This window comes from Sphingomonas sp. PL20, assembly GCF_017875905.1.
GTDB lineage: Bacteria > Pseudomonadota > Alphaproteobacteria > Sphingomonadales > Sphingomonadaceae > Sphingomonas > Sphingomonas echinoides.
In genome coordinates this window covers 4,448,276-4,472,093 of the sequence record NZ_JAGINH010000002.1, presented here as the reverse complement: position 1 = coordinate 4,472,093, position 23,818 = coordinate 4,448,276, and the positions used below count along the sequence as shown (strand labels likewise).

Genomic DNA, 23,818 nt, shown 5'->3' with positions numbered 1-23,818 from the left:
CTAGGCGATGCGCTTCTTCTCCGACAACGCCGCCCCCGTCCATCCAAGCGTCATGGCCGCCATGGCCGACGCCAATGTGCTCGACACCGCATATGACGGCGATGGCTGGAGCAAACAGCTCGACGCGCGCTTTTCGGACCTGTTCGAAACCCCGGTGCGCGCCTTGTGGGTGCCCTCGGGCACCGCGGCCAATTGCCTCGCGCTCGCCGCTCTGTGCCCGCCCCACGGCGCGATCGTGTGCCACCGCGACGCGCATATCCAGAATGACGAAGCCGGCGCGCCCGAATTCTACACCCACGGTGCCAAATTACTGCTGGCCGAGGGCGATGGCGCGAAGCTGACACCCGCGACGATCGCCGCCGTGCTCGATGCGACGCGCACCGACGTGCACCAGGTGCAACCGCATGCCATCTCGATCACCAACGCCACCGAATATGGGCTGGTCTATACCCCCAATGACGTCGCCGCGATCGGCCATCTCGCGCGCGAACGCGGGCTTGGCCTGCATATGGATGGCGCGCGCTTCGCCAATGCCGTCGCGCATCTCGGCTGCGCGCCCGCCGATGTGACGTGGCGTGCCGGGGTCGATGCGTTGAGCTTCGGCTTCGTCAAGAATGGCGGGATGAGCGCCGAGGCGCTGATCTTCTTCAAGCCCGAACTCGCCGCCGCGACGCTCTATCGCCGCAAGCGCGCCGGGCTGCTGCTGTCCAAGGGTCGCTATCTCGCGGCGCAATTGCTGGCGATGCTCGATGGCAATTTGTGGCTCGATCTGGCCCGGGGTGCCAATGCCGGGGCGGCCTTGCTGGCGCAGGCGGCGGGCGACCGGCTGGTCAATCCGGTCGAGGCGAATGAAGTGTTCCTGCGCGTCACCGCCGCCGAGGCCGAGAAGCTGCGCGCGCTCGGTTTCGATTTCTATGACTGGGGTCCCGGCGAAGCGCGGCTGGTGATCTCGTGGAACCAGCGGCCCGAGGACATCCGCCCGCTGGCCGACGCGATCGCAGCGCTTTGAGCGACGCGCCGCCCGCCAATTCCAGCCGCCTCGCGATCCTGATCCCCTTCGGCATCGTCACGCTGATCTGGGGATCGACCTGGCTGGTCATTCGCGGGCAATTGGGCGTGGTGCCGCCAAGCTGGTCGGTCACCTATCGCTTCCTCGTCGCGGGCATCGTGATGCTCGGCTATGCCACGCTGCGGGGAGAGCGCATCCGGCTCGATGGGCGCGGCTGGGGCTTTGCCGCCTTGCTCGGGCTGATGCAATTCTGCCTCAACTTCAACTTCGTCTATCGCGCCGAGGCGCATATCGCCTCCGGGCTGGTGGCGGTGGTGTTCGCGCTGATGCTGCTGCCCAATGCCTTGTTCGGGCGGATTTTCCTCGGCCAGCGGCTCGGGCGGCAATTGCTCGTCGGGGTCGGCGTGGCGATGATCGGGGTCACCTTGCTGTTCCTGCGCGAGATAAGGATCGATCCGCATGGCCCAGGCGAAGTGCTGACCGGGATCGGTTTCACCACGCTGGCGATCTTCTCCGCCTCGACCGCCAATGTCATGCAAGGCACGCGCACCGCGCGCGCCTATCCGATGAATTCGACCCTGGCGGTGGCGATGCTGATCGGTGCGACCTTCGACGCCGCCTTTGCCTGGGTGACGACCGGGCCACCGGTGATCGAGCCGACCTTGCCCTATCTCGCCGCCACGCTCTATCTCGGCGTGTTCGCCTCGGCGATCGCCTTTCCGCTCTATTTCGGCGTGATTCGGGTGATCGGCCCGGCCAAGGCGGCCTATTCAGGCGTGCTCGTCCCCGTCATCGCCATGTGCCTGTCGACGCTGTTCGAAGGCTATCGCTGGTCGCCGCTCACCGGAGCGGGCGCGGCCTTGGTGATCGGCGGGCTCATCATCGCGCTCAGGGCGCGCAGACCCGCGCGGTAATCGGGGTAAAGCGGGGTCCAGCCGAGCACGCGCTTGGCCTTGCCGTTCGCCACCCGCCGATTCTCGGCATAGAAACCGCGCGCCATCGGCGACAGCGCGTCGAGGGACACGATCGACGGAGGGACCATGCCCAGCATCCGCGCTGCATATTCCACCACCGCATTCTGGCTCGCCGGGCAATCGTCGGCGATATTGTAGGCGCCCGCCGGGGCATCGAACCCGGCGATCACGCCGCTAACGATGTCATCGACATGGGCCCGGCTGAACATCTGGCCGGGCGCGATGACGCGGTGCGCGCTCCCACTGGCGACACGATCGAGCGGAGAACGACCGGGGCCATAGATGCCGGGCAAGCGGAACACCCGCGCGCCGATCGCCTGCCAGGCGGAATCGGCCTCAGCGCGTGCGTTGCGCCGACCATGGCCGATGGCTGCGGATTCATCGACCCAGGCACCGCCGGTATCGCCATAGACGCCGGTCGAGGAGAGATAGCCGCGCCAAGCCTGCGTCGCCGCCAGCGCCTCGCCATAGCGCGTCAGCACCGGATCGACCTCGCCCGCCGGCGGCACCGAGGACAGGATATGCGTCGCCACGCCGAGTTCCAGCGCAACGGCCGCAGTATCTTCGAAGCGGATCGTGCCGTCGCGCCCATCGCGCGTGGTGCCCACCACCACCCCGCCCGCAGCACGCACCCGCGCCGCCAGCACTTGTGCGGTATAGCCAAGCCCGAAGATCAGCAGCCGCACATCATTTCGCCCCATAGCCATTGTACAGCAACCCGAAGAAATCGCCCTTGTTCCAGCGCGGCCGCGCATCGCCATCGGCAATCGCGCGCGCGATCGCATAATTGGCATCGACGAAGCGGATCCCCTGCGCCCAGTCGATCGGCTGCGACAGATCATCGGCGGGCTGGTGATAGCGATGCGCGAAGAACTCCGCCGTCGCCGCCTTGCCCGGCCCCTTCTGCCCCGGCCACAGGAACACCGAGGGCACGCCCTGCTGCACGAAGCGATAATGGTCCGATCGCACGAAAATGCCCTGCGCCGGATCGGGATCGGGCGACATCGTCACCCCCAACGTCCCCACCGCCTGCGCGACGATCGGCCCCAGCGTCGAGCGATCCGCCCCGAACACCGTCATGTCTTCAAAGGCATAAGACAGGATCGGCATGTCGAGATTGACGTCGGCGACGATGCTGGAGATCGGCACGGTCGGATGCTTGGCGAAATAATCGGAGCCGACCAGCCCCTTTTCCTCCGCCGTCACCGCCAGGAACAGGATCGAGCGGCGCGGGCGCTTGCCCGAAGCCTTGAAGCGCTTGGCTTCCTCGATCAGCGAGGCGATGCCGACGGCATTGTCCTCCGCGCCATTATAGATCGTGTCGCCCTTCGCATCGGGCCGCCCGACGCCGAGATGATCGAGATGCGCCGACAGCACGACCACCTCTTTGGCGAGCTTGGGGTCGCTGCCCGGCAGCATCCCGGCGACATTGCCGCTGCTCATTGGCTCGAATGCGGTCTTCAGCGACACCGCCATGCTGACCCCCAGCGGCTCCGCGCGGAAGACGGCCTCGCGGTCGCCCGCGCTTTTGACGATGTCGCTCCACGCCGTCGCACCGCCCGCGAACAGCTTGGCCGCCCCGGTCGCGCTCAGCGTCGCCAGAACCGGCGCACCGACGGTCTCGCCCGTGCCATTGGCGCGCGCCCAGGTCGTGCGCGGCCGGTCGAAACCCTCCCCGTTCGCTGGCAGGGGCCCCCGCGTCAGCACGACCACGCCGACCGCGCCATGCTGCGCCGCGATCACCGCCTTGGTCGCCACACTCTGGAAATGCGCGCGTTCCTCGCTCTGGAAACTGTTCGGCGCGCCCGCGAACAGCGCGACGATCTTGCCGCGCACATCGACCCCGGCATAATCGTCGCGGCGATAATTGGGGGCGACCAGCCCGTAACCGACGAACACCACCGGCGCATCAAGCGCGGTCTGCGCGGCACTCGCCACCGCGCCCGGCACATAGTCCTCGCCAAAGACCAGCGTACGGGGCCCCGCGCCCGCGCCGGTCAGCACGACATCGCCCTTGTCGGCGGCGCGATAGGTGACCAGCGGCACCTTCTGGATATAGCTGCCCGCATCCCCGGCCGGCTTCAGCCCGGCGGCAAAGAATTGCGCGGCGACATATTCGGCGGCGATCCTATATTCGGCGCTGCCCGCCTCGCGCCCGCGCAGCGCGTCGGAGGCGAGGAACAGGACGTGCGCCTTCATCGCCGCCTGATCGTCGGGCAGCGGTGCCTCCTGCGCAAACCCCGCGCTTGCGCTTGCCAGCGCGATCAAGCCCGCCATCCAGATCTTCATCGTCATCCCTTTTGCCATACCGACCCGCTACCATAGGGATTACCGCCCGCAAATCGGGCGATTTCGGTGGCACCGCATCGTTGCGCGCCCTACATCCCGAGTAATGCTCGATATCCAGACCAGCTCCGCCCAGCCGCAGATCGCACCGCATATTACGCGCCGTGAGGATTACACCGCGCCAGATTGGCAAGTGCCCGAGATCGCGCTGGACTTCGACCTCGACCCTGCCGCCACGCGCGTGAAGGCCAGGCTGCACGTGCAGCGCAGCGATGCGCATGACCGGCCCTTGCGGCTCGACGGGGCCGGGCAGACGCTGCTGTCGGTCAGCGTCGACGGGGTCGCGGTCAATGACTGGACGATCGAGGGCGAAACGCTGGTGCTGCCGCTCACCGGCTCGGCGCATGTCGTCGAAACCGAGGTCGAGATCGCGCCCGAGCGCAACACGCAGTTGATGGGACTATACGCCTCGGGCGGCAACCTTTGCACGCAGTGCGAGGCCGAGGGCTTCCGCCGCATCACCTATTTCCCCGACCGGCCCGACGTGCTCAGCCGCTATCAGGTGCGGATGACAGCGGACAAAGCCCGCTATCCGGTGCTGCTCGCCAATGGCGACCCGATCGCTTCCGGTGACCTCCCCGACGGGCAGCATTGGGCCGAATGGCGCGATCCCTTCCCCAAGCCGTGCTATTTGTTCGCGCTGGTGGCGGGCGATCTCGCGGTCAATCGCGGCAGCTTCACCACCATGTCGGGGCGCGAAGTCGCGCTCGGCATCTGGGTGCGCGCCGCCGACGTGCCGCGCACCGACCATGCGCTCGCCGCGCTCAAAGCCGCAATGGCCTGGGACGAGCAGACCTATGGCCGCGAATATGATCTCGACGTGTTCAACATCGTCGCGGTCGATGATTTCAACTTCGGCGCGATGGAGAATAAGGGGCTGAACATCTTCAACAGCCGCTACATCCTCGCCGACCCCGACACCGCGACCGATTACGATTATGACGGTATCGCCGCGGTCGTCGCACACGAATATTTCCACAATTGGTCGGGCAACCGCGTCACTTGCCGCGACTGGTTCCAATTATCGTTGAAGGAAGGCTTCACCGTCTATCGCGACCAATGCTTCTCGGCCGATCAGGGCTCGGCGGCGGTTAAACGGATCGAAGATGTGCGGGGCCTGCGCGCCGCGCAATTCCCCGAGGATGCCGGGCCGCTCGCCCACCCGATCCGCCCCGATTCCTATCAGGAAATCTCCAACTTCTACACCGCCACCATCTATAACAAGGGTGCCGAGATCATCCGCATGCTGGCGACGATGCTGGGCGCGCAGGCCTTCCGCGCCGGCACCGACCTGTATTTCGATCGCTTCGATGGCACCGCTGCCACCTGCGAGGATTTCGTCGCCTCGCTCGAAGACGCGAGCGGCACCGATCTGACGCAGTTCCGCCGCTGGTATTCGCAGGCGGGCACGCCGCGCATCACCGCGTCGCTGCTGCACCATGAAGGCTCGGGTCGCGCCGAACTGGTGCTGGCGCAGAACACGCCCCCGACGCCGGGCCAGACCGTCAAGCAGCCGGTCGTGCTGCCACTCCGGATAAAATTGTTCGGGGCCGACAGCGCACAGCCCTATGCGCCCGAGCAGACCGTGCTGCTGACCGAGGCGGAACACCGCATCGTCTTCGAGGATGTGCGCGAACGCCCGATCCTGTCGATCAACCGCGGCTTCTCGGCCCCGGCGATCCTCGAAACCGATCGCAGCGCCGCCGATCTCGCCTTCCTCGCCGCGCAGGATGACGATCCGTTCGCGCGCTATGAGGCGTTGCAGCAACTCATGCTCGACACGCTGGTGGAAAGTGCCGGTGGTGCCCGCGTCGATCACGCGGCCGTGATCGCGGCGATTGGCGGCACGCTCGCCAACCCGCAGCTCGACCGCGCCTTCGTCGCAGAAGCCGTGCTGCTGCCGTCCGAAAGCTTCATCGGCGACCAGATGGCGGTGGTCGATCCCGAGGCGATCTTCCGCGCGCGCGAAACGCTGCGCCGCGATATCGGGCGTGCGCTCGAAGCATCCTGGCGCGCGGCCTATGATGGCGCGCGCGCCACCACCACCGGCTATGTCTATTCGCCCGAGGCCAAGGGGCTGCGGCGCCTCAAATCGGTGGCCTTGGGCTATATTGCGGCATCGGGTGCGGCCGATGCGGGGGCGCTCGCCTTCGCGCAATTCGAAGCGGCCGACAACATGACCGACCGGCAAAGCGCCTTGACCACGTTGGTCGCGGGCGATTCGGCGCAGCGCACGCCCGCGCTCGACATCTTCTACAATCGCTACAGCGACAATGCGCTGGTGCTCGACAAATGGTTCTCGGTGCAGGCGATGGCCCCGCGCGACGATACCGGCGCAATCGTGCGGGAACTGGCGCAGCACCGCGACTTCACGCTGTCCAACCCCAATCGCGCGCGGGCGCTGATCGGCGCCTTCGGGGTCAACCAGCGCGCCTTTAACGCCGCCGATGGATCAGGCTATCGCTTCCTCGCCGACCAGTTGATCGCGCTCGATCGCTTGAACCCGCAAACCGCCGCCAAGCTGATCCCACCGCTCGGCCGCTGGAAGCGATTCGACAGCAACCGCGCCGCGCTGATGCGCGCCGAGCTCGAACGGATCGTGGCGGTGCCGGGCTTATCGAAGGATATGGCGGAGCAAGCGTCGCGCAGCCTGGACGGTTGAGGGGCACGCACGCACCCGACGCCCCTCACTCGTCCTCGGCGAGCGCCGCCGCCAGGGCGGTGCGGACCGCCAGCACAGCATCGCGCGCGTCGCTATCGATCGCTGCGCTGCGCGGCAGTACGGGCTTGCTCTCGGCCAACAACGCCTTTTGCACGCCGCGAATCGTATAGCCGTCCTGCTCCAGCATCGCGGCGATGCGGCGGACCAGCGCCACATCCTCGGGGCGGTAATAGCGACGGTTGCCAGCGCGTTGGAGCGGCCGCAGCTGTGGGAAACGGGTTTCCCAATAGCGCAGAATATGCTGCGGCAGCCCGGTTTCCCGCGACAATTCGCCAATCGTGCGATACGCGCCCGCCGCTTTGCCGCCCGACTCCGCTGCTGCAGGAGCGTCGGCGTTCGCGGGCGGGACCGCCACGGTCAGCGTCAGTCAGCGTCGACGATGCGATCGCGCATCATCTGGCTGGCGCGAAAGGTGAGGACACGGCGCGGCGCGATCGGCACTTCGATGCCGGTCTTGGGATTTCGACCGACGCGCTCGCCCTTGTCGCGCAGCACGAAGGTGCCAAAGCCCGAAATCTTGACGTTGTCGCCCTTGGCCAGCGCACCGCACATATGGCCAAGAATCTGCTCGACCAGCTTGGACGAATCCGCCCGCGACAGGCCAACACTATTGTGAAGCGCCTCGGCGAGATCGGCCCGTGTCAACGTTCCTACTGATGCCATTCCTTTTCCCTCCCCGTAGAATGGTAGAGAACCGACCTAACACACAGAAGTGGTTGACTGAAAGTACTAGTTAGTTCCTCGTAACAAGGGATTAGAAGCGAATGACGGCGGCACCCCAGGTGAAGCCGCCCCCCATCGCTTCCAGCACGATCAAATCGCCATGCTTGATCCGTCCGTCCTTGACCGCCGTGTCGAGCGCCAGCGGAACCGAGGCGGCCGAAGTGTTGGCATGCTGGTCGACCGTGACGACGACTTTGTCGGGCGACAGATTGAGTTTGCGCGCAGTCGCATCAAGGATGCGGGCATTGGCCTGATGCGGCACCAGCCAGTCGACATCGCCCGCCGAAAGCCTGGCCACGGCCAGCGTCTCGGTCATCACCGAAGCGAGATTGACGACGGCGTGGCGGAACACCTCGCGCCCTTTCATCCGCACCTTGCCGACGGTGCCGGTGGTCGAAGGGCCGCCATCGACATACAGCAGTTCGTTATGGCGGCCATCCGCGTGGAGCCGCACCGCGAGAATGCCGCGTGCGCCGGTGTCCTGCGCCTCCAGCACAACCGCGCCCGCGCCATCGCCGAACAGCACGCACGTCGCGCGGTCTTCCCAGTCGAGGATCCGGCTGAAGGTCTCCGCACCGATCACCAGCGCGCGCTTGGCGGCACCGCTGCGCAACATGGCGTCGGCAACCTGCAGCGCGTAGAGAAAGCCCGAACAGACGGCAGCGACATCGAAGGCGACGCAATCATCGATGCCGAGCATCGCCTGCACCTTGGTCGCGCTGGCCGGGAAGGTCTGGTCCGGGGTGGCGGTCGCCAGCACGATCAAATCGATGTCCTGCGCCGAAAGACCAGCCGAGCCCAGCGCCGCGCGGCACGCATCGGCGGCGAGCGTGGCGGTGGTTTCGTCGGGGCCGGCAATGTGGCGGAAACGGATGCCGGTGCGCTCGACGATCCATTCGTCCGACGTATCGACGGTTTCGGCCAGCTCGGCATTGGACACGCGCCGCGTCGGCAGCGCCGATCCGGTGCCGATAATCACGCTGTGCATCATGCCGCCTTTTTCTCGAAATCGCCGAGATCTTCCGCGATACGCCGCGTCAGATCATCGCGCACCATCTTTGCCGCCGCCGCAATCGCAGTCGCCACGCCGACTTCATTGGCACCGCCGTGGCTTTTGACGACCAGCCCGTTAAGCCCCAGAAAAACGGCACCATTGTGGTTATTCGGGTCGAGATGATGGCGCAGTAATTCGGTTGCGGGGCGCGAGATGAGGAAGCCGATCTTCGAGCGGACCGAGGAACGGAACGCGCGCTTCAGCAGATCCGCGACGAAACGCGCAGTACCCTCCGCCGTTTTCAGCGCGATATTGCCCGAAAAACCATCGCACACGATCACGTCGACATCACCGCGCGACAATTTGTCGCCTTCGATGAAGCCGGTAAATTCCAGTGGAAGATGCGCGGCGGCGCGCAGGGCGGTGGCGGCATCGCGAATCGTCTCGGTGCCCTTCTGGTCCTCGCTGCCGATGTTGAGCAGCGCGACTCGCGGGCGGGCGAGATCCAGCGTGGTGCGCGCATAGGCCGCGCCCATCACCGCAAACTGGATGAGGTTGCGCGAATCGCATTCGGTATTGGCACCGAGATCAAGCACGACCGTGTCATTATCGCCCAGCGACGGCATCAGCCCGGCCAGTGCCGGGCGGTCTATCCCTGGGATCATCCGCAGCGACAGCTTCGACATCGCCATCAGTGCGCCGGTATTGCCCGCCGACACGCACGCGGCGGCGCGACCCTGCTTCACCATGTCGATCGCGATGCCCATCGACGTCGTCTTGGCGCGGCGAATCGCCTGGCTCGGCTTGTCGCTCGAACCGACAACGCCGGGCGCGTGGACGATTTCGGAATGGGCAGTGAGATTGGGGTGATTTTTCAGCCCAGCATGGATCGCCGCCTCATCCCCAACCAGGATGAAACGCATATCCTCAAACCGGCGGCGCGCACGCGCCACCCCGGCGAGCATCACCGCCAGCCCTTCGTCGCCACCCATCGCATCGATCGCGATCCGGGAGCTGTTCGTCACGCTGGCCGCCCCCTGTTCACTGTCCGAGCGTTGCGTCAGGTCAGCCTTCGACCGAAACGATCTCACGACCGTTATAATGGCCGCACGACGGGCACAGATTGTGGGGACGCTTCAGTTCGCCGCAATTCGGGCATTCCTGGAACGACGCGACGGTCAGCGAATCGTGCGAACGACGCATGCCGCGCTTGGACGGCGTGGTTTTTCTTTTGGGGACGGCCATTTCGGCGAAACCTTATGCTTGTCTGACAGGTGCGATACGCCCGGTTCGGGCTCTCCGCAACCAACGCCTGAGGTTGGCCGCGCAAGCGGCACCGATGCCAGACAAATCGCGAAGATGGCGGCCTATAGCGATTCTGCGCGGCGTTGCAAGCTCAGGGAATGGATGCCAAGGCCGCATCACCCGGTTTACCGGACTTTCTGGGGGAGAAGAACGATGAGTTCGATCATGTTGCCGATCACAGTGATGACAGCAGGCGCCGCCGCCCTGCTCAATTTGTGGCTCGCCATGCGCACCGGTTCGATCCGTAAAGCGGCCAAAATCGACATCGGGGATGGCGGCAACGCCCAACTGATTCGCCGGATGCGCGCGCATGCCAATTTCGTCGAATATACGCCCTTTATCGTGATCCTGATCGGCCTGATCGAATTCACCACCGGCACATCATTGTGGCTGTGGGCGGTGAGCGGCGTATTCCTGCTCGGCCGAGTCGGCCATGCGCTTGGCATGGACGGGCTGCCTGGCGGACGGATGGCCGGGACCATCATCACCTTCCTGCTACTGCTCGGCTTGGGCGGCTATGCGGTGGTGCTGCCCTATCTGCCACACGCAGCAACCAGCGTGACCGCCCCGAGCGCGGTCCGCGCGGGCTGAGCCTTAGGCGGCGAGCGCCGCGTCGCTGACGAACATGTTGGTGCGGCGCTCATGCGCGAAACTGCTGGCTGGGCCGTGCCCCGGAATGAAGGTGGTATCGTCGCCCAGCGGCCACAATTTGGTGACGATCGAGTCGAGCAATTGCGGATGGTTGCCGCGCGGAAAATCGGTGCGACCGACCGACCCTGCGAACAACACGTCGCCGACCAGCGCCAATTTGGAGGGCGCATGGTGGAAGACGACGTGGCCGGGCGTGTGGCCAGGCGTTTCATAGACATCGAGCACCAGATTGCCGACGGTGACGGTGTCGCCCTCGACCAGCCAGCGATCGGGCTCGAAATTGACGCCGGTTATGCCGTATTGCGCACCACTTTCGGACAGGGTCGAGGTGAGGAAACGATCCTCCTCATGCGGCCCCTCGATCGCGACGCCGAGCTGTTCGGCGAGCGGCTTGGCCTCGCCGCAATGGTCGATATGGCCGTGGGTGAGGATGATCTTCTCGACCGTCACCTTGTGCTGCGCGGCGGCGGCGAGCAGCTTGGGCAAGTCGCCACCCGGGTCGACGAACGCCCCGCGCATCGTCGCGGTACACCAGAGCAAGGTGCAATTCTGTTGCAGCGGCGTCACCGGGATGATCGTGGCGCGGAGCGGCGGCTGGGGGGGCTGAGCGGTCATGCCCCCTGAAATACGGTGAGTGCGGCGGAAAACCAAGCGCGCGAAAACCAAGGGTTGCCGACAGGGGCGTCGCCGGGGCATTTGTTACACGCCATTATGCAAATGCAACCGCCCAACCCGCTTGTACTGCGGAGCCCGTTCGTCCTGCTGGACGACGCGCGCGATGGCGGCGCGGCGGCGCGGCTCTATTGCGATCCGGTGCGACTCGTCACGGCGCGATCGGTGTCTGAGGTCCGCCCGGCGCTGGAGGCGCTGCGCGGGGCGCGGGCGAGCGGGCTGCAGGCCGCCGGGTTTCTGTCCTACGAAGCCGGAGCCGCGTTCGAGTCGGTCGCAGGTGCCGAGCCGGACGAGGCCGCCGCTCCGTTGCTGTGGTTCGGCCTGTTCGAGCGCTACACCGAAATCGCGCCCGACGCGGTGCCGACAATGTTGCCCGATCCGGCGGGGGCGTGGATCGGCGCGCCCGAACCTGCGATCGACCGCGCGACCTATGATGCGCATTTCGCCGCCGTACAGGCGCGTATCGTCGCCGGGGACCTGTACCAGGCCAATCTCACCTATCGCGCGCACGCCCGCATCCTCGGCGATCCTTTGTCGCTGTACGCGCGCTTGCGCAGGGCGGCGCGCGCCGGGTTTGGCGCGCTGATCGATACCGGGGCGGAGCGGATCCTCTCGCTTTCGCCAGAACTGTTCTTTTCGCTTGAGGGCGACACGCTGCTGTGTCGGCCGATGAAGGGCACGGCGCGGCGCGGCGATAGTGCCGATGCGGACCGCGCGATTGCCGCGGCGCTGGTCGACGACCCCAAGCAGCGCGCCGAGAATTTGATGATCGTGGACTTGATGCGCAACGATCTGGCGCGCGTTGCCCGCGCCGGCTCGGTCGCGGTGCCGCGTTTGTTCGAGGTGGAACGCTATCCGACGGTGCATCAATTGGTGTCAACCGTCACCGCGACGATCGCGCCCGACACCGACGCGATCGATGTGTTGGCGGCGCTGTTTCCGTGCGGATCGATCACCGGCGCACCCAAGATCGCGGCGATGGAGGCGATCGCCGCGATCGAAGGGCGCGCGCGCGGGCTTTATACCGGCGCGATCGGCCGCCTCAATGCCAATGGCGATGCCATGTTCAACGTGGCGATTCGCACGCTGACGCTGCCGTATGGCGCGGAGCACGCCCGCTTTGGCGCTGGCGGTGGCATCGTCGCCGATTCGGTCGCGGCCGAAGAATGGGATGAAGCGCGCGCCAAGACCGACTTCCTCACCCGCGACGCGCGCGCGTTCGACCTGATCGAGACGATGGCGTTCGATCCTGAACACGGCGTCTTGCGGCTGGACCGCCACCTCCGGCGGCTTGCGGCGAGTGCGCAGGCGTTCGGCTTCGCGTTCGACCGGCACGGCACGCGCAATGAGCTGCAGGCGGCAACCTTCCGCCTGCGGACGCGGCGCAAGGTCCGCCTGGTGCTGGCACCGAGCGGCGCAGTCGCGATCGAAATCGCCGAAATGCCCCCCGCTCCGGATCGGCCCGTCTCGGTCGCGGTGGTTCCCTTGCCGGTAACGCCCGCCGATTTTCGCCTGCGCCACAAGACCAGCGACCGTGCCTTTTATGATCAGGCGCGTATTGCGGCGGGCAGCGACGAAGTGGTGTTCGTGCGCCCCGACGGACGGCTGACCGAGGGGAGTTTCACCTCGCTGTTCGTGCCACGCGGGGATGTCCTCGTAACGCCGCCGCTGGAGGACGGACTGTTACCGGGGGTGTTGCGCGCCGACCTGCTGGCGCAGGGGCGAGCGATCGAGGGTGTGCTGACCGAGGCTGATCTGGCGCATGAATTTTTCGTCGGCAACGCCCTGCGCGGACTGATTCGTGCGCGACACACGGTTGCGGCAACGCCGCTAGCGGGATAAGCGCTCGCGCGAGTTCCCCGCCGCCACGGCTTTTTCCCAAGGCTCTTTCTTATGCATCCTTCCGCCGCGCTCGCCCGCATCAAGCCATCGCCGACGCTGGCGATCACCACGCGCGTGCAGGAATTGAAGCGCGCAGGCGTCGACGTGATCGGCCTGGGTGCGGGCGAGCCCGATTTCGACACGCCCGATTTCGTGAAAGAGGCCGCGATCAAGGCGATTCGCGACGGCCAGACCAAATATACCAATGTCGACGGCACGCCCGAATTGAAGGCGGCGATCGTCGCCAAATTCGCGCGCGACAATGGCCTGAGCTATACGCCCGACCAGATCAGCGTGAATGTCGGCGGCAAGCACACCTTGTTCAACGCGATCGTCGCCACGGTCGATGTCGGGGACGAAGTGATCGTGCCCGCGCCCTATTGGGTGAGCTATCCCGATGTCGTGCTGTTCGCGGGGGGCACGCCGGTGTTCGTGGCGGCCGGGCCGGAGCAGGGCTATAAATTGCGGCCCGAGCAGCTCGAGGCCGCGATCACCCCGCGCACCAAATGGGTGATCCTCAATTCGCCGTCCAACCCGACCGGGGCCGCCTATAGCGCCGCCGAGCTGAAGGCGCTGGGCGAAGTGCTGGAGCGCCACCCGCATGTGTGGATCTTCGCCGACGATATGTATGAGCATATCCTGTATGACGGCTTCGAATTCACCACGATCGCGCAAGTGTGCCCGTCGCTGTACGAGCGCACGCTGACGGTCAATGGCTGCTCCAAAGCCTATGCGATGACCGGCTGGCGGATCGGTTATGCAGGCGGCGCGTCGTGGCTGATCAAGGCGATGTCCAAGCTGCAGTCGCAATCGACCAGCAACCCGTGCTCGATCGCGCAGGCCGCCGCCGTTGCGGCGCTCAATGGCGACCAGAGCTTCCTCAAGGACCGTGCCGCCGCCTTCCAGGTGCGGCGCGATCTGGTCGTGTCGATGCTGAACGCGGCCGAGGGCATCACCTGCCCGAAGCCGGAGGGGGCGTTCTATGTCTATCCCGAATTCTCCGCCTTGATCGGCAAGACCACACCGTCGGGCAAGCTGATCGACAGCGACGAGGCGTTCGTTGCCTATCTGCTCGACGACGCCAAGGTCGCCGCCGTGCAGGGGGCGGCGTTTGGCCTGTCGCCAGCGATGCGCATTTCCTACGCGACCTCCGATGCGCTGCTGCGCGAAGCCTGCGAACGCATCCAGACGGCCTGCGCAAACGTACGGTGAGCCATTGGTTCAGCTTTTAGCAACGATTGGTTGCTGAAAAGCCTCTTGCGAAACGATTGGACAATGCCGATTTGCTGCGTCGCAGCGATCGGCATGGAGCCGACCGCGAAAGGGTCTACAATGCGCAGCGTTTTGAAGTCGGGTTTCTTGTGGCAGTTTGCGGGTGGTTTCGCCCTGGGCGCGATCGCGCTGGTAACGCTGCACCCGACCGAAGGCGCGCGGGCAACCACCCCGACCGAGGCAAAGGCTGCCGCTACTCGCTGATGATCTGCTCGGTCGCCGGATCGTCGTCGCGCGCGGCCGGCATAGGCGTCGAATCACCCCCGCTCTTCTGCCGATAGCGCCGCGCGACCAGCGCGGCCCCGAGCAGAAAACCGCCCGGCACCAGCACCACCGCCGCCGCCAGCCCAATCCGGTTCCAGTTCGTGTCTTTGCGGTCCATCCGGAGCGCTTAGACGATCATGCCAGATCCGCTGTAACAAAATCGGCGCAGCGTTCGCCGATCATGATCGAAGGCGCGTTGGTGTTGCCCGAGATGAGCTTGGGCATGACCGAGGCATCGGCCACGTACAGCCCTTCCACACCGCGCACGCGCAACCGCGGATCGCACACTGCAGCGTCGTCCGATCCCATCCGCGCGGTCCCGACCGGGTGGTACACCGTATCGGCGCGCGCACGGATCAGCCGCTCCAGCGCATCATCGTCGCTCAAATCGATCGGGTAGCGGTCGCGGCCCTTATGGTTGCTGAGCGGCGCGGTCTCGAGAATGCGGTACATCGCGCGCACGCCGCGCTTCATCACCTCCATATCGCGCGAATCGCTGAAGAAAGCGGGGTCGATCAGCGGCGCGGCGCGGGCATCGACCGAGGCGAGGCGCACCGTACCGTGGCTTTCGGGCCGGAGGACGCAGACATGGCAGGAAAAGCCATGCCCCGGCACCTTGGTGCGGCCATGATCCTCGAGCGCAGCGATCACGAAATGCAGTTGCACGTCGGGGGCGGGTGCATCGGGCGTCACCGTCAGGAACGCCCCGGCCTCGGCAAAGGGCGTCGTCATCATGCCCTGCCGCTTGCGCAACCATTGGAAAAACGCGCTGCCCATCGCCAGCGTGCCCTTGAGCGACGAACCGACAAAGTCCGTTCCCGCCGTCTCGAACGCCGCGACATAATCGATATGGTCCTGCAAATTGGACCCGACCGCAGGCCGGTCGACCCGCACGGCAATGCCCTTCTCGCGCAAGTGCGCGCCGGGACCGATCCCCGACAGCATCAGCAATTGCGCGGTCCCGAACACGCCGCCCGCCAGAATGACGCCGCGCCGCGCGCGAATGACCTTCGATTGGCCATCCTGCAAATAGGCGACGCCCCACACGCGCCCTTCATCGAACAGGACGCGCTCGGCGGTGACGCCGGTCAGGATATGCAGATCGGGATTGGCCGGGCGATCCCCCAGATAGGCGCGCGCCGAGGTCCAGCGTTCGCCATTCTTCTGCGTCACCTGATACAGGCCAATGCCTTCCTGCCGCTCGCCATTGAAATCCATGTTGCGCGGGATTTGCAGGCTCGCCCCCGCCTCGATGAAGTCGAGGCTGCCAGGATTGGCGAATTTCTGGTCGCTCACCCACAAGGGCCCGTCGCCGCCATGATAGGCATCGCCGCGCCGAACATTGTGCTCGCTGCGTTTGAACCAGGGCAGCACCTCGTCATATGACCAGCCCGGACACCCCATCGCCGCCCAATTGTCATAGTCCCAGCGATTGCCGCGAATATAGATCATCGCGTTGATCGCGCTCGACCCGCCCAGCCCCTTGCCGCGCGGCTGATGCCCACGCCGACCGTTCAGCCCGGCTTGCGGCACGGTTTCGTAGTTCCAGTTGGTCTTGTCGGTCTGAAAAGCGAGGAAGGCCGGAATGCGCGTGCGCAACCCCGTGTTGCGCCCGCCCGCCTCGAGCAAGGCGACCGAGAATTTGCCGCCTTCGCTCAGCCGCCCGGCCGCCGCCGCTCCGCCAGATCCGCCCCCGACGACGACGATGTCGGCTTCTTCCATTCGACCTCTCCCCACCCTGGTACTTTAGCGTACCCCGTCTGTGTTTTTTCCGTCTGCCATGCCGTCCAAGCGTACGCGCCACTGCGCCTTGATCGTCTCCGACGTGTCGCGGCTGCCATCATGGCTCCACCCCGGCGGCATCACCAGATAGCCGAGCTTGGCACGAAGCCCGGGCGCGCGCCACACATCCTGTGCGATGCCGATCCATTCATGGAACGCCGCCCATAACAGGTTGAAGCTGCCGAGATTCTTGACGATGCCATAGTGGGGCCGGTCGTCGGCGCGCTCGGGTTCGAAGGTGCCGAACATCTTGTCCCACACGATGAACACCCCGGCATAATTGGTGTCGAGATAGCGCGGGTTGGTCGCGTGGTGCGCGCGGTGGTGCGACGGCGTGTTCATCACCGCCTCGAACCAGCCGGGCATGCGGTCGATCACCTCGGTGTGGATCCAGAATTGGTAGATCAGGTTCAGCCCCGCCACGAAGAAGATCATCGCCGGAGGAAAGCCGATCAGGAACAGCGGCAGGCGGAAGATGAACCCCATCGAAACAAAGCCGGTCCAGGTCTGCCGGAGCGCGGTCGACAGATTATAATGCTGGCTCGAATGATGGATGACATGGCTCGCCCAGAACCAGCGCACGCGGTGCGCCGAGCGGTGGAAGACGTAATAGGACAGATCGTCGAGGACGAAGGCGAGCACGAACCAATACCATTGGTAGCCAATGTCGAAGAGCCGGAACTGCCACACCCACAATGCCATCGCATACACCAGCCCGACCGACAGCGCACCCGCAAGGGTGCTGCCCAGTCCGAGCAGGAGCGAGGTCAACGTATCGCGCGGTTCATAGCGGGTGCGGTCGCGCAGCCGCGCCACCACCATCTCGGCCAGCACCAGCGCAATGAAGCCGGGCACAGCATAAGGGACAGGATCGGGCAGCTCCATGGATGCTACTTACACCCTTGTCAGCACCCCTTTGTCAATGCAGCGTGACGACCACATCGCGCGGTCGCCCGGCCGAGGCTTCTATCGCGCGCACCTCGGCATCGGTCACGCCGAACAGCAGCACGCTGCCGAACAGCCGCTCGCCCGTTTCGATCCGCACGCCCTCAATGCCCTGGCTGAGCGCGAGCGGCGCGATCAGCCGCCGCGCCGCGATTCGGGCACCGTGGCGCTTGAGCAGTGCGATCGTGCCATTGCCCGCCACCAGCGCCGCGCCGCCATCGGTGCCGATCACCGCATCATGTGCGATGAATCCCGCCAGCATCTGCTCGGCGGTTTCGCGGGCTTGCGCCACGCTCGCAATCCGGCTCTCGCCCAGCCGCAGCCAGCGCGCGATCAGCGCGAGCGCAATCACGCCCGCAAAACTATAGCCGAGTTGCGTCCAGCTCATGCCGCCGTGGAAAGCGCATCGAGCAACGGCCGCAGACCGGTCAGGTCATAGCCCGCCGCTGCCGCCTTCGCCATTGCCGCATCGGGATGCGCCCCCGCCTTCACCGCCGCCAGCGCCCACAAATTGCACGAGCGCGTGCCCGATCGGCAATAGGCGAGCACCGGTCCCGTCGCCTCGGCCAGCACCGCCGCCATCGCATCGATTTGCGGGTGCGAGAAACCGGCATGGGTGATGGGGATGGCGGTATAGCCAAGCCCGGCAGCCGCAGCGGCGGCGGCGATTGCGTCGCCGCTCGGCTGGCCGAAATCCTCGCCATCGGGGCGGTTGTTGACGATGGCGGTGAAACCCGCCGCCGCGAGCGCCGCCAGATCCTCGAGCGAAATCTGCGGCGCAACGGAGATGGTGGCGTCGATGGTGCGAAGTGTGGTCATGCGGTTACTCTAACCCGCGCGGTGCCACCGCGAAAGCGACAGATTTTGCGCGCGCCGAGAAGAAAAGCTAATCGCAAAGCGCTGAAAACCGTATCGATCGCGCCCGCACCCAGCCCCCACACGCACCCTCTCCGCGCGAACAAAATTTCACGCGAAGCCGCGAAGACGCGAAGCGATTGGCAGCGTGCCACCTCCCCTTCTTCTCTTCGCGTCTTCGCGGCTTCGCGCGAGATACTCTGTGTTCTCCCTAAAACCGCCGCACCACCGCCAGGAACGCCTCACCATAGGCCTCGAGCTTGCGCGTGCCGACGCCGGTAATCCGCCCCATTGCCGCGAGGGACGCGGGGCGCAGCGTCGCCATTTCGCGCAGCACCGAATCGTGGAAGATCACATAAGGCGGCACGCTCGCCTCCAGTGCGAGTTCGCGGCGCTTGGTGCGCAGCGCCTCGAACAGGGGATCGCCGCTCGGGTTGAGCTGCGCGCCGGTGCCGCCGCGCGTGCGCCGCGTGCGCTTGGGCGGCACGATCAGATCGACGCGCTCGCCTTCCTTCAGAATGCCACGCGCGCCGGGCCCGAACTCCAGCCCGCCAAAGTCATTGGCGCGCAGCGCATCGCGCAGCAGCAGCGCGCGCCCGACCGGCTTGATCAGCGCCGCTTCCTCCGGCGACGAGGCGATGCCGAACACGCCGAGCGATTCATGCCCGTTCATCAGGCTGCGCTCGCTCGACTGTCCCATCAGCACCTGTTCGATATAGCCCGCGCCAAAGCTCTGGCCTGTGCGAAACACGGCGGAGAGGAATTTCCTCGCCACCTCCGTCGCGTCGACCGCCGCCGGAGGGTTGAGGCAATTGTCGCAATTCCCGCACGAGTCGGGGCTGTCATCGCCGAAATGCTTGAGCAGGATCTTGCGCCGACACCCCGCCGTCTCGGCGAGCGCGCCCAGTGCCGCCAGCCGCTGCCGCTCGCCCGGCTGGCGCGCCGCTTCGACCTCGCCGATCCGCTGCCGCGCCCGCGCGAAATCCTCCGCCCCCCAGAACAGATGCGCCACCGCCGGATCGCCATCGCGCCCCGCACGGCCCGTTTCCTGATAATAGGCCTCGATCGACTTGGGCAGCCCGGCATGGGCGACGAAACGCACATCGGGCTTGTCGATACCCATGCCAAACGCGACCGTCGCGCACATCACCATGTCTTCGCTCGCCACGAAATCGGCTTGGTTGCGCGCGCGCACCGCTGGATCGAGCCCGGCATGATAGGCGCGCGTCGGCCGCCCGGTCTTGGCCAGCGCCTCGGCCATCTTCTCGGTGCCAGCCCGACTCTGGACATAGACGATGCCCGCCCCCGGCGTTTCGGCGATCAGATCGGCGATCTGGCGCGTGGCATTGTCCTTGGGGCTGATGCGGTACTGGATATTGGGCCGGTCGAACCCGGCAACGATCATCCCGTCGTGCGGAATGCCGAGCTGGTCGAGAATGTCGGCGCGGGTATGCGCGTCCGCAGTCGCGGTCAGCGCGAGGCGCGGCACCTCGGGAAAGGCATCGAGCAGCGGACGCAGCAGCCGGTAATCGGGGCGGAAGTCATGCCCCCATTCGGACACGCAATGCGCCTCGTCGATCGCGAACAGTGCGAGCGGCGCCTGCCCCAGCAAATCGCGAAAGCTGCCGCTCGAAGCGCGTTCGGGCGCGACATAGAGCAAATCGAGCTCCCCGCGCCGGAAACGCGCGATCGTCTCCATCTGGTCGGTATCGACCGAGGTCAGCGTCGCTGCACTGATCCCAATCGCGGTCGCCGCGCGCAACTGATCGTGCATCAGCGCGATCAGCGGCGACACCACGACGCAGGTGCCGGGAAGGGCGAGTGCCGGAAGCTGATAGCAGAGCGACTTGCCCGCCCCGGTCGGCATCACCGCCAGCGTGTTCTGCCCCGCCAGCACGCGCTCCACCACCGATCCCTGCACCCCGCGAAAGGCAGGAAAGCCGAAGGTGGATTGCAATATGGGGAGGGGGTCGAGCGTCATGCCCCGATCTAGCGTGCCCCGCCCCGAAGCGTAAGGGGCACACCCACGCAATTAACCGGGCGCTCACAATCCGGTCCTAAACTCACCGCATCCCGAAACCCGGACCGGCTGGGGGTGCCGTGCACGCGACAATGACGATGGTTTGGGACGGTATCGGCTGGCTTGCCGGCTATTGGGCGAATCAACTCGGCGGAACCTTCTTCGGCACGGGGTCGACACTGTCGATTTTCGGGCTGGTGGTGACGGTGCTGATCGCGGCGTTCCTGGCGGTGCCGCGCGGGCGGCGGGCGATGCCCCGGCTGGCGGTGTGGCGGCGCGCGCTATTCCCCCGCCGGATCTTCTCCAGCGCCTCGGGCCGGGCAGACCTGTGGTGGTTCGCATTCAGCCTGTTCGGCTATGGGCTGCTGTTCGGCTGGGCAGTGCTGTCGAGCGTGCAGATCGCCGCGCTGCTGCGCGGCATGATCGGCCCGGTCGCGCCGCTCGGCCTGCCGCCGATCGTGGCGGGCGCGGTGCTGACGCTGTTGCTCTACCTCGCTTATGAATTCGCCTATTGGCTCGACCATTATCTCAGCCACGCCGTCCCGCTGCTGTGGCAGTTCCATGCGGTGCATCACTCGGCCGAAAGCCTGTCGCTGTTGACGACCTTTCGCGTCCATCCGGTCGACACGATCGTCTTCGCCAATATCACCGCCATCATGATCGGGGTAACGCAAGGACTGGCCGGTCCGCTGCTGGGGGAACCACACGGCGTGACGATCAGCGGCGTCAATGCCCTGACGATGATCGGCGCGATCACGCTCACCCATGTGCAGCATTCGCATCTGTGGGTGACGTTCGGCCCGCGCTGGGGCCGATGGCTGCTGAGCCCGGCGCACCACCAGATCCACCATTCGATCGACGTGCGGCACCACAATCGCAATTTCGGCAATACCTGTGCGGTGTTCGACCGGCTGTTCGGCACCTTGTACCTGCCCGCCGCACGCCGCGAGCCACTGCGCTTTGGCGTGGAAGGGGGCGGCGTGCGGCCGCATGGCTGGCGCACCGCGCTGTTCGCGCCTTTCGGCAAGGCCTGGGCGCTGCGGCCGCGCACCCTACGCCCCCTTGCGCAACCCGATCCACCCCGTGCAAATGCGGGACATGGACACCGTTATCGACAACAAGGCTGAGGCCGAATTCGTACTGACCGTCGGCGGCAAGCGCGCCGTCGCGGCCTATCAGATGGAGGGGGATACGATCGTCTTCACCCACACGATCGTGCCCAAGGCGCTGGAGGGCCGCGGCGTCGGCTCCAAGCTAATCCGCGCCGCGCTCGATTCAGCGCGCGACCGGGGCCTGAAGGTCATCCCGCAATGCCCGTTCGTCGCGGCTTATATCGAGAAGCATCCGGAGTATCGCGAATTGCTGGGGTAATCCTCGCCATCCGGTAAGGGGATGCCGCAATCGCCATAGCATCCGTCATCCCCGCGCAGGCGGGGATCCATAGTGGCGGACATTCGGCATCCTTTCCGACGTTGCGGCAATGGATTCCCGCCTGCGCGGGAATGACGGAATGGAACACCCCTACTCCGCCGCCACCGAATCCTCCGCCCGCTCCTGCGCCTGGCGGTTCCACATTTCCGCGTACAGCCCGTTCTTACGCAGCAGCACCGCATGGCTGCCGCGCTCGACCACGCGCCCGGCTTCCAGCACGACGATCTCATCGGCATGGACCACGGTCGACAGCCGGTGCGCGATCACGATCGTGGTGCGGCCACGTTCGATCGCCTGCAGCGTGTCGAGGATCTCGCCCTCGGTGCGGCTGTCGAGCGCGCTGGTGGCTTCATCCAGGATCAGCACCGGCGGATTCTTGAGCAGGGTTCGCGCGATCGCCACGCGCTGCTTCTCGCCGCCCGACAGTTTCAGCCCGCGCTCGCCGACACGCGTCGCATAGCCCTCGGGCTGGCGCTCGATGAAGCCGGCAATCGCCGCCCCGCGCGCGGCGGCTTCGATCTCAGCCTGCCCGGCCCCTTCGCGGCCATAAGCGATGTTGTAGCCGATCGTGTCGTTGAACAGCACGGTATCCTGCGGCACGATGCCGATCGCCGAGCGCAGCGACGCCTGCGTCACCTGCGCGATGTCCTGCCCGTCGATGGTGATGCGCCCGCCGGTCAGATCGTAGAAACGGAACATCAGCCGCGCGAGCGTCGATTTGCCCGCGCCCGATGGCCCGACCACCGCCAGCGTCTTGCCCGCCGGGATATCCAAGTCGATGCCCTTCAGGATCGGCATCCCCGCATCATAACCGAAGCGCACATCCTCGAAGCGGACATGCCCGCGCGCCACCAGCAGCGGCGTGGCAGCGGGTGCATCCACCACCTCCGACTGCGTGTCGATCAGGTCGAACATCGCGCCCATGTCGATCACGCCCTGGCGGATCGTGCGATAGACCATGCCAAGCAGATCGAGCGGGCGGAACAGTTGCGACAGCAGCGTCGAGACGAACACCACGTCGCCCGCCGAGAACTTGCCGCCGCCCCAGCCCCAGGCGACGAACGCCATCCCGCCGCCGAGCATCAGATTGGTGACCAGCGCCTGGCCGACGTTGAGCCATGCCAGCGAGTTTTCGGAAATGACCGCAGCATTGGCATAGGCCGCCATCGCCGCATCATAGCGTTTGCCCTCGCGCTCCTCCGCGCCGAAATATTTGACCGTCTCGAAATTGAGCAGCGAATCGACCGCGTGGCTGACGGCACCCGTGTCGAGATCGTTCATCCGCATGCGCAAAGCCGCGCGCCAATCGGTCACCATCCGGGTGAACCAGATATAGGCGACCACCATCACCATCGTCGCCGCGACCAGCCCCCAGCCGAAGCTCGAGCGGAAGATGTTGAGCACCAGCAGCAGTTCCAGCACCGTCGGCGCGATGTTAAACAGCATGAAATAGAGCATCGTATCGATGCTCTTGGTGCCGCGCTCGACCACTTTGGTTACGGCACCCGTTCGCCGCTCGAGATGGAAGCGTAGGCTGAGCTGATGGAGGTGGCGGAACACGCTCGCTGCGAGGCGCCGCGTCGCATCCTGCCCGACGCGCTCGAACACCGCATTGCGCAGATTGTCGAACAGCGTCGTGGCGAAGCGCGCACCGGCATAGCCCAGCACCAGCGCGATCACGATCCACATTGCGGAGCGATCCCCCTGCGCCATGCGGTCGACCGCCCATTTCAGCGTGTAAGCGCTGACATAGACCTGGGTGACCTTGGACACCGCGACCAGCAGCATCGCTCCCACGATCCGCAGCCGCAGCATCGGCGCATCGGCCGGCCACAGATAGGGCAGGAAGCGCTTGAGCGTCGGCAGCATTGGCCGTTCGGGCGCGGTCGAGGAGGTGGCGGTATCCGGGGGCATGTTGCTCCCATGTAGGCGTGGTCAAGCCGTATCGAAAGCGCTTCATGGAACAAGCAAG

At 65.9% G+C, this 23,818-nt stretch carries 24 protein-coding genes; 9 read left to right on the top strand and 15 right to left on the bottom strand.

Features of this window, described 5'->3' with window-relative positions; all coding sequences use genetic code 11:
• Positions 1–7: 7 nt before the first annotated feature.
• Together H4W01_RS21205 and H4W01_RS21200 are read left to right on the top strand one after the other, a co-directional pair.
• A complete protein-coding gene (locus H4W01_RS21205) occupies positions 8–1,009 on the top strand; it encodes a threonine aldolase family protein (RefSeq protein WP_209613065.1) in 1,002 nt (333 codons plus the stop codon).
• Entirely contained in the window at positions 1,006–1,923 is a 918-nt protein-coding gene (locus H4W01_RS21200; protein WP_209613064.1) for a DMT family transporter, read from the top strand. Before H4W01_RS21205 ends, H4W01_RS21200 begins: the two co-directional genes overlap by 4 nt.
• Here H4W01_RS21200 and H4W01_RS21195 read toward each other — a convergent pair.
• Together H4W01_RS21195 and H4W01_RS21190 are read right to left on the bottom strand one after the other, a co-directional pair.
• Positions 1,833–2,669, bottom strand: coding sequence for an NAD(P)-dependent oxidoreductase (locus H4W01_RS21195; RefSeq protein ID WP_334685399.1), 837 nt, complete (start codon positions 2,667–2,669; stop codon positions 1,833–1,835). The genes H4W01_RS21200 and H4W01_RS21195 overlap by 91 nt on opposite strands.
• Position 2,670: 1 nt before the next feature.
• Positions 2,671–4,278, bottom strand: coding sequence for a M28 family metallopeptidase (locus H4W01_RS21190; protein WP_209613063.1), 1,608 nt, complete (start codon positions 4,276–4,278; stop codon positions 2,671–2,673).
• Positions 4,279–4,375: 97 nt separating this feature from the next.
• Between H4W01_RS21190 and pepN the strand changes: the two genes are divergently transcribed.
• On the top strand, positions 4,376–6,991 hold the full coding sequence (pepN, locus tag H4W01_RS21185; protein ID WP_209613062.1) for an aminopeptidase N: 2,616 nt from the start codon (positions 4,376–4,378) through the stop codon (positions 6,989–6,991).
• Between the two features lie 25 nt (positions 6,992–7,016).
• Here pepN and H4W01_RS21180 read toward each other — a convergent pair whose 3' ends face one another.
• The 5 genes from H4W01_RS21180 to rpmF form a co-directional block, all read right to left on the bottom strand.
• Positions 7,017–7,406 carry a MerR family transcriptional regulator gene (locus H4W01_RS21180; RefSeq protein WP_209613061.1) on the bottom strand — a complete coding sequence of 130 codons (390 nt, stop codon included), beginning with the start codon at positions 7,404–7,406 and terminating at the stop codon, positions 7,017–7,019.
• Positions 7,407–7,414: 8 nt separating this feature from the next.
• On the bottom strand, positions 7,415–7,714 hold the full coding sequence (locus H4W01_RS21175; RefSeq protein ID WP_029622769.1) for an integration host factor subunit alpha: 300 nt from the start codon (positions 7,712–7,714) through the stop codon (positions 7,415–7,417).
• Positions 7,715–7,805: 91 nt separating this feature from the next.
• The gene (locus H4W01_RS21170) at positions 7,806–8,765 is read right to left on the bottom strand and encodes a beta-ketoacyl-ACP synthase III (RefSeq protein WP_334685398.1); all 960 of its coding nucleotides are present in this window, start codon (positions 8,763–8,765) and stop codon (positions 7,806–7,808) included.
• Positions 8,762–9,793 carry a phosphate acyltransferase PlsX gene (plsX, locus tag H4W01_RS21165; RefSeq protein ID WP_209613060.1) on the bottom strand — a complete coding sequence of 344 codons (1,032 nt, stop codon included), beginning with the start codon at positions 9,791–9,793 and terminating at the stop codon, positions 8,762–8,764. The genes H4W01_RS21170 and plsX overlap by 4 nt, the downstream gene beginning before the upstream one ends.
• Before the next feature lie 40 nt (positions 9,794–9,833).
• On the bottom strand, positions 9,834–10,013 hold the full coding sequence (gene rpmF, locus H4W01_RS21160; RefSeq protein WP_010406047.1) for a 50S ribosomal protein L32: 180 nt from the start codon (positions 10,011–10,013) through the stop codon (positions 9,834–9,836).
• A gap of 213 nt (positions 10,014–10,226) precedes the next feature.
• Here rpmF and H4W01_RS21155 point away from each other — a divergent pair, with 213 nt between their 5' ends.
• Positions 10,227–10,664, top strand: coding sequence for an MAPEG family protein (locus H4W01_RS21155; protein WP_010406046.1), 438 nt, complete (start codon positions 10,227–10,229; stop codon positions 10,662–10,664).
• A 3-nt stretch (positions 10,665–10,667) separates the two neighbouring features.
• Here the strand turns inward: H4W01_RS21155 and H4W01_RS21150 are convergent, their stop codons facing one another.
• Positions 10,668–11,339, bottom strand: a complete 672-nt coding sequence (locus H4W01_RS21150; RefSeq protein ID WP_209613059.1) for an MBL fold metallo-hydrolase — start codon at positions 11,337–11,339, stop codon at positions 10,668–10,670.
• A gap of 96 nt (positions 11,340–11,435) precedes the next feature.
• Between H4W01_RS21150 and pabB the strand changes: the two genes are divergently transcribed.
• From pabB to H4W01_RS21135, 3 genes are all read left to right on the top strand, one after another.
• Positions 11,436–13,238: an aminodeoxychorismate synthase component I gene (gene pabB / locus H4W01_RS21145; protein ID WP_209613058.1), complete on the top strand. Its 1,803-nt coding sequence runs from the start codon at positions 11,436–11,438 to the stop codon at positions 13,236–13,238.
• Positions 13,239–13,289: 51 nt separating this feature from the next.
• Complete coding sequence (locus H4W01_RS21140) at positions 13,290–14,489, top strand: pyridoxal phosphate-dependent aminotransferase (protein ID WP_209613057.1); 1,200 nt, start codon at positions 13,290–13,292, stop codon at positions 14,487–14,489.
• Positions 14,490–14,609: 120 nt separating this feature from the next.
• Positions 14,610–14,753 (top strand): hypothetical protein, encoded by a 144-nt coding sequence (locus H4W01_RS21135; RefSeq protein ID WP_169313332.1) that lies wholly within the window; start codon positions 14,610–14,612, stop codon positions 14,751–14,753.
• Here H4W01_RS21135 and H4W01_RS21130 read toward each other — a convergent pair.
• The 6 genes from H4W01_RS21130 to recQ form a co-directional block, all read right to left on the bottom strand.
• Positions 14,743–14,931, bottom strand: coding sequence for a hypothetical protein (locus H4W01_RS21130; RefSeq protein WP_209613056.1), 189 nt, complete (start codon positions 14,929–14,931; stop codon positions 14,743–14,745). The two genes, H4W01_RS21135 and H4W01_RS21130, sit on opposite strands and share 11 nt — an antisense overlap.
• A 17-nt stretch (positions 14,932–14,948) precedes the next feature.
• On the bottom strand, positions 14,949–16,535 hold the full coding sequence (locus H4W01_RS21125) for a GMC family oxidoreductase (protein ID WP_209613055.1): 1,587 nt from the start codon (positions 16,533–16,535) through the stop codon (positions 14,949–14,951).
• Between the two features lie 24 nt (positions 16,536–16,559).
• Positions 16,560–17,480 (bottom strand): sterol desaturase family protein, encoded by a 921-nt coding sequence (locus tag H4W01_RS21120; RefSeq protein ID WP_209613054.1) that lies wholly within the window; start codon positions 17,478–17,480, stop codon positions 16,560–16,562.
• A 34-nt stretch (positions 17,481–17,514) separates the two neighbouring features.
• Positions 17,515–17,928 (bottom strand): hypothetical protein, encoded by a 414-nt coding sequence (locus H4W01_RS21115; protein ID WP_209613053.1) that lies wholly within the window; start codon positions 17,926–17,928, stop codon positions 17,515–17,517.
• Positions 17,925–18,359 (bottom strand): TIGR01244 family sulfur transferase, encoded by a 435-nt coding sequence (locus H4W01_RS21110; RefSeq protein ID WP_209613052.1) that lies wholly within the window; start codon positions 18,357–18,359, stop codon positions 17,925–17,927. Before H4W01_RS21110 ends, H4W01_RS21115 begins: the two co-directional genes overlap by 4 nt.
• 247 nt (positions 18,360–18,606) lie before the next feature.
• The gene (gene recQ, locus H4W01_RS21105; protein WP_209613051.1) at positions 18,607–20,376 is read right to left on the bottom strand and encodes a DNA helicase RecQ; all 1,770 of its coding nucleotides are present in this window, start codon (positions 20,374–20,376) and stop codon (positions 18,607–18,609) included.
• Between the two features lie 131 nt (positions 20,377–20,507).
• Here recQ and H4W01_RS21100 point away from each other — a divergent pair, with 131 nt between their 5' ends.
• Together H4W01_RS21100 and H4W01_RS21095 are read left to right on the top strand one after the other, a co-directional pair.
• The gene (locus tag H4W01_RS21100; RefSeq protein WP_209613050.1) at positions 20,508–21,542 is read left to right on the top strand and encodes a sterol desaturase family protein; all 1,035 of its coding nucleotides are present in this window, start codon (positions 20,508–20,510) and stop codon (positions 21,540–21,542) included.
• Positions 21,514–21,786 (top strand): GNAT family N-acetyltransferase, encoded by a 273-nt coding sequence (locus tag H4W01_RS21095; RefSeq protein WP_209613049.1) that lies wholly within the window; start codon positions 21,514–21,516, stop codon positions 21,784–21,786. The genes H4W01_RS21100 and H4W01_RS21095 overlap by 29 nt, the downstream gene beginning before the upstream one ends.
• A gap of 150 nt (positions 21,787–21,936) precedes the next feature.
• On the opposite strand, the gene H4W01_RS21090 is transcribed toward H4W01_RS21095, so the two are convergent.
• Complete coding sequence (locus H4W01_RS21090) at positions 21,937–23,760, bottom strand: ABCB family ABC transporter ATP-binding protein/permease (protein WP_209613048.1); 1,824 nt, start codon at positions 23,758–23,760, stop codon at positions 21,937–21,939.
• Positions 23,761–23,818: the final 58 nt, after the last annotated feature.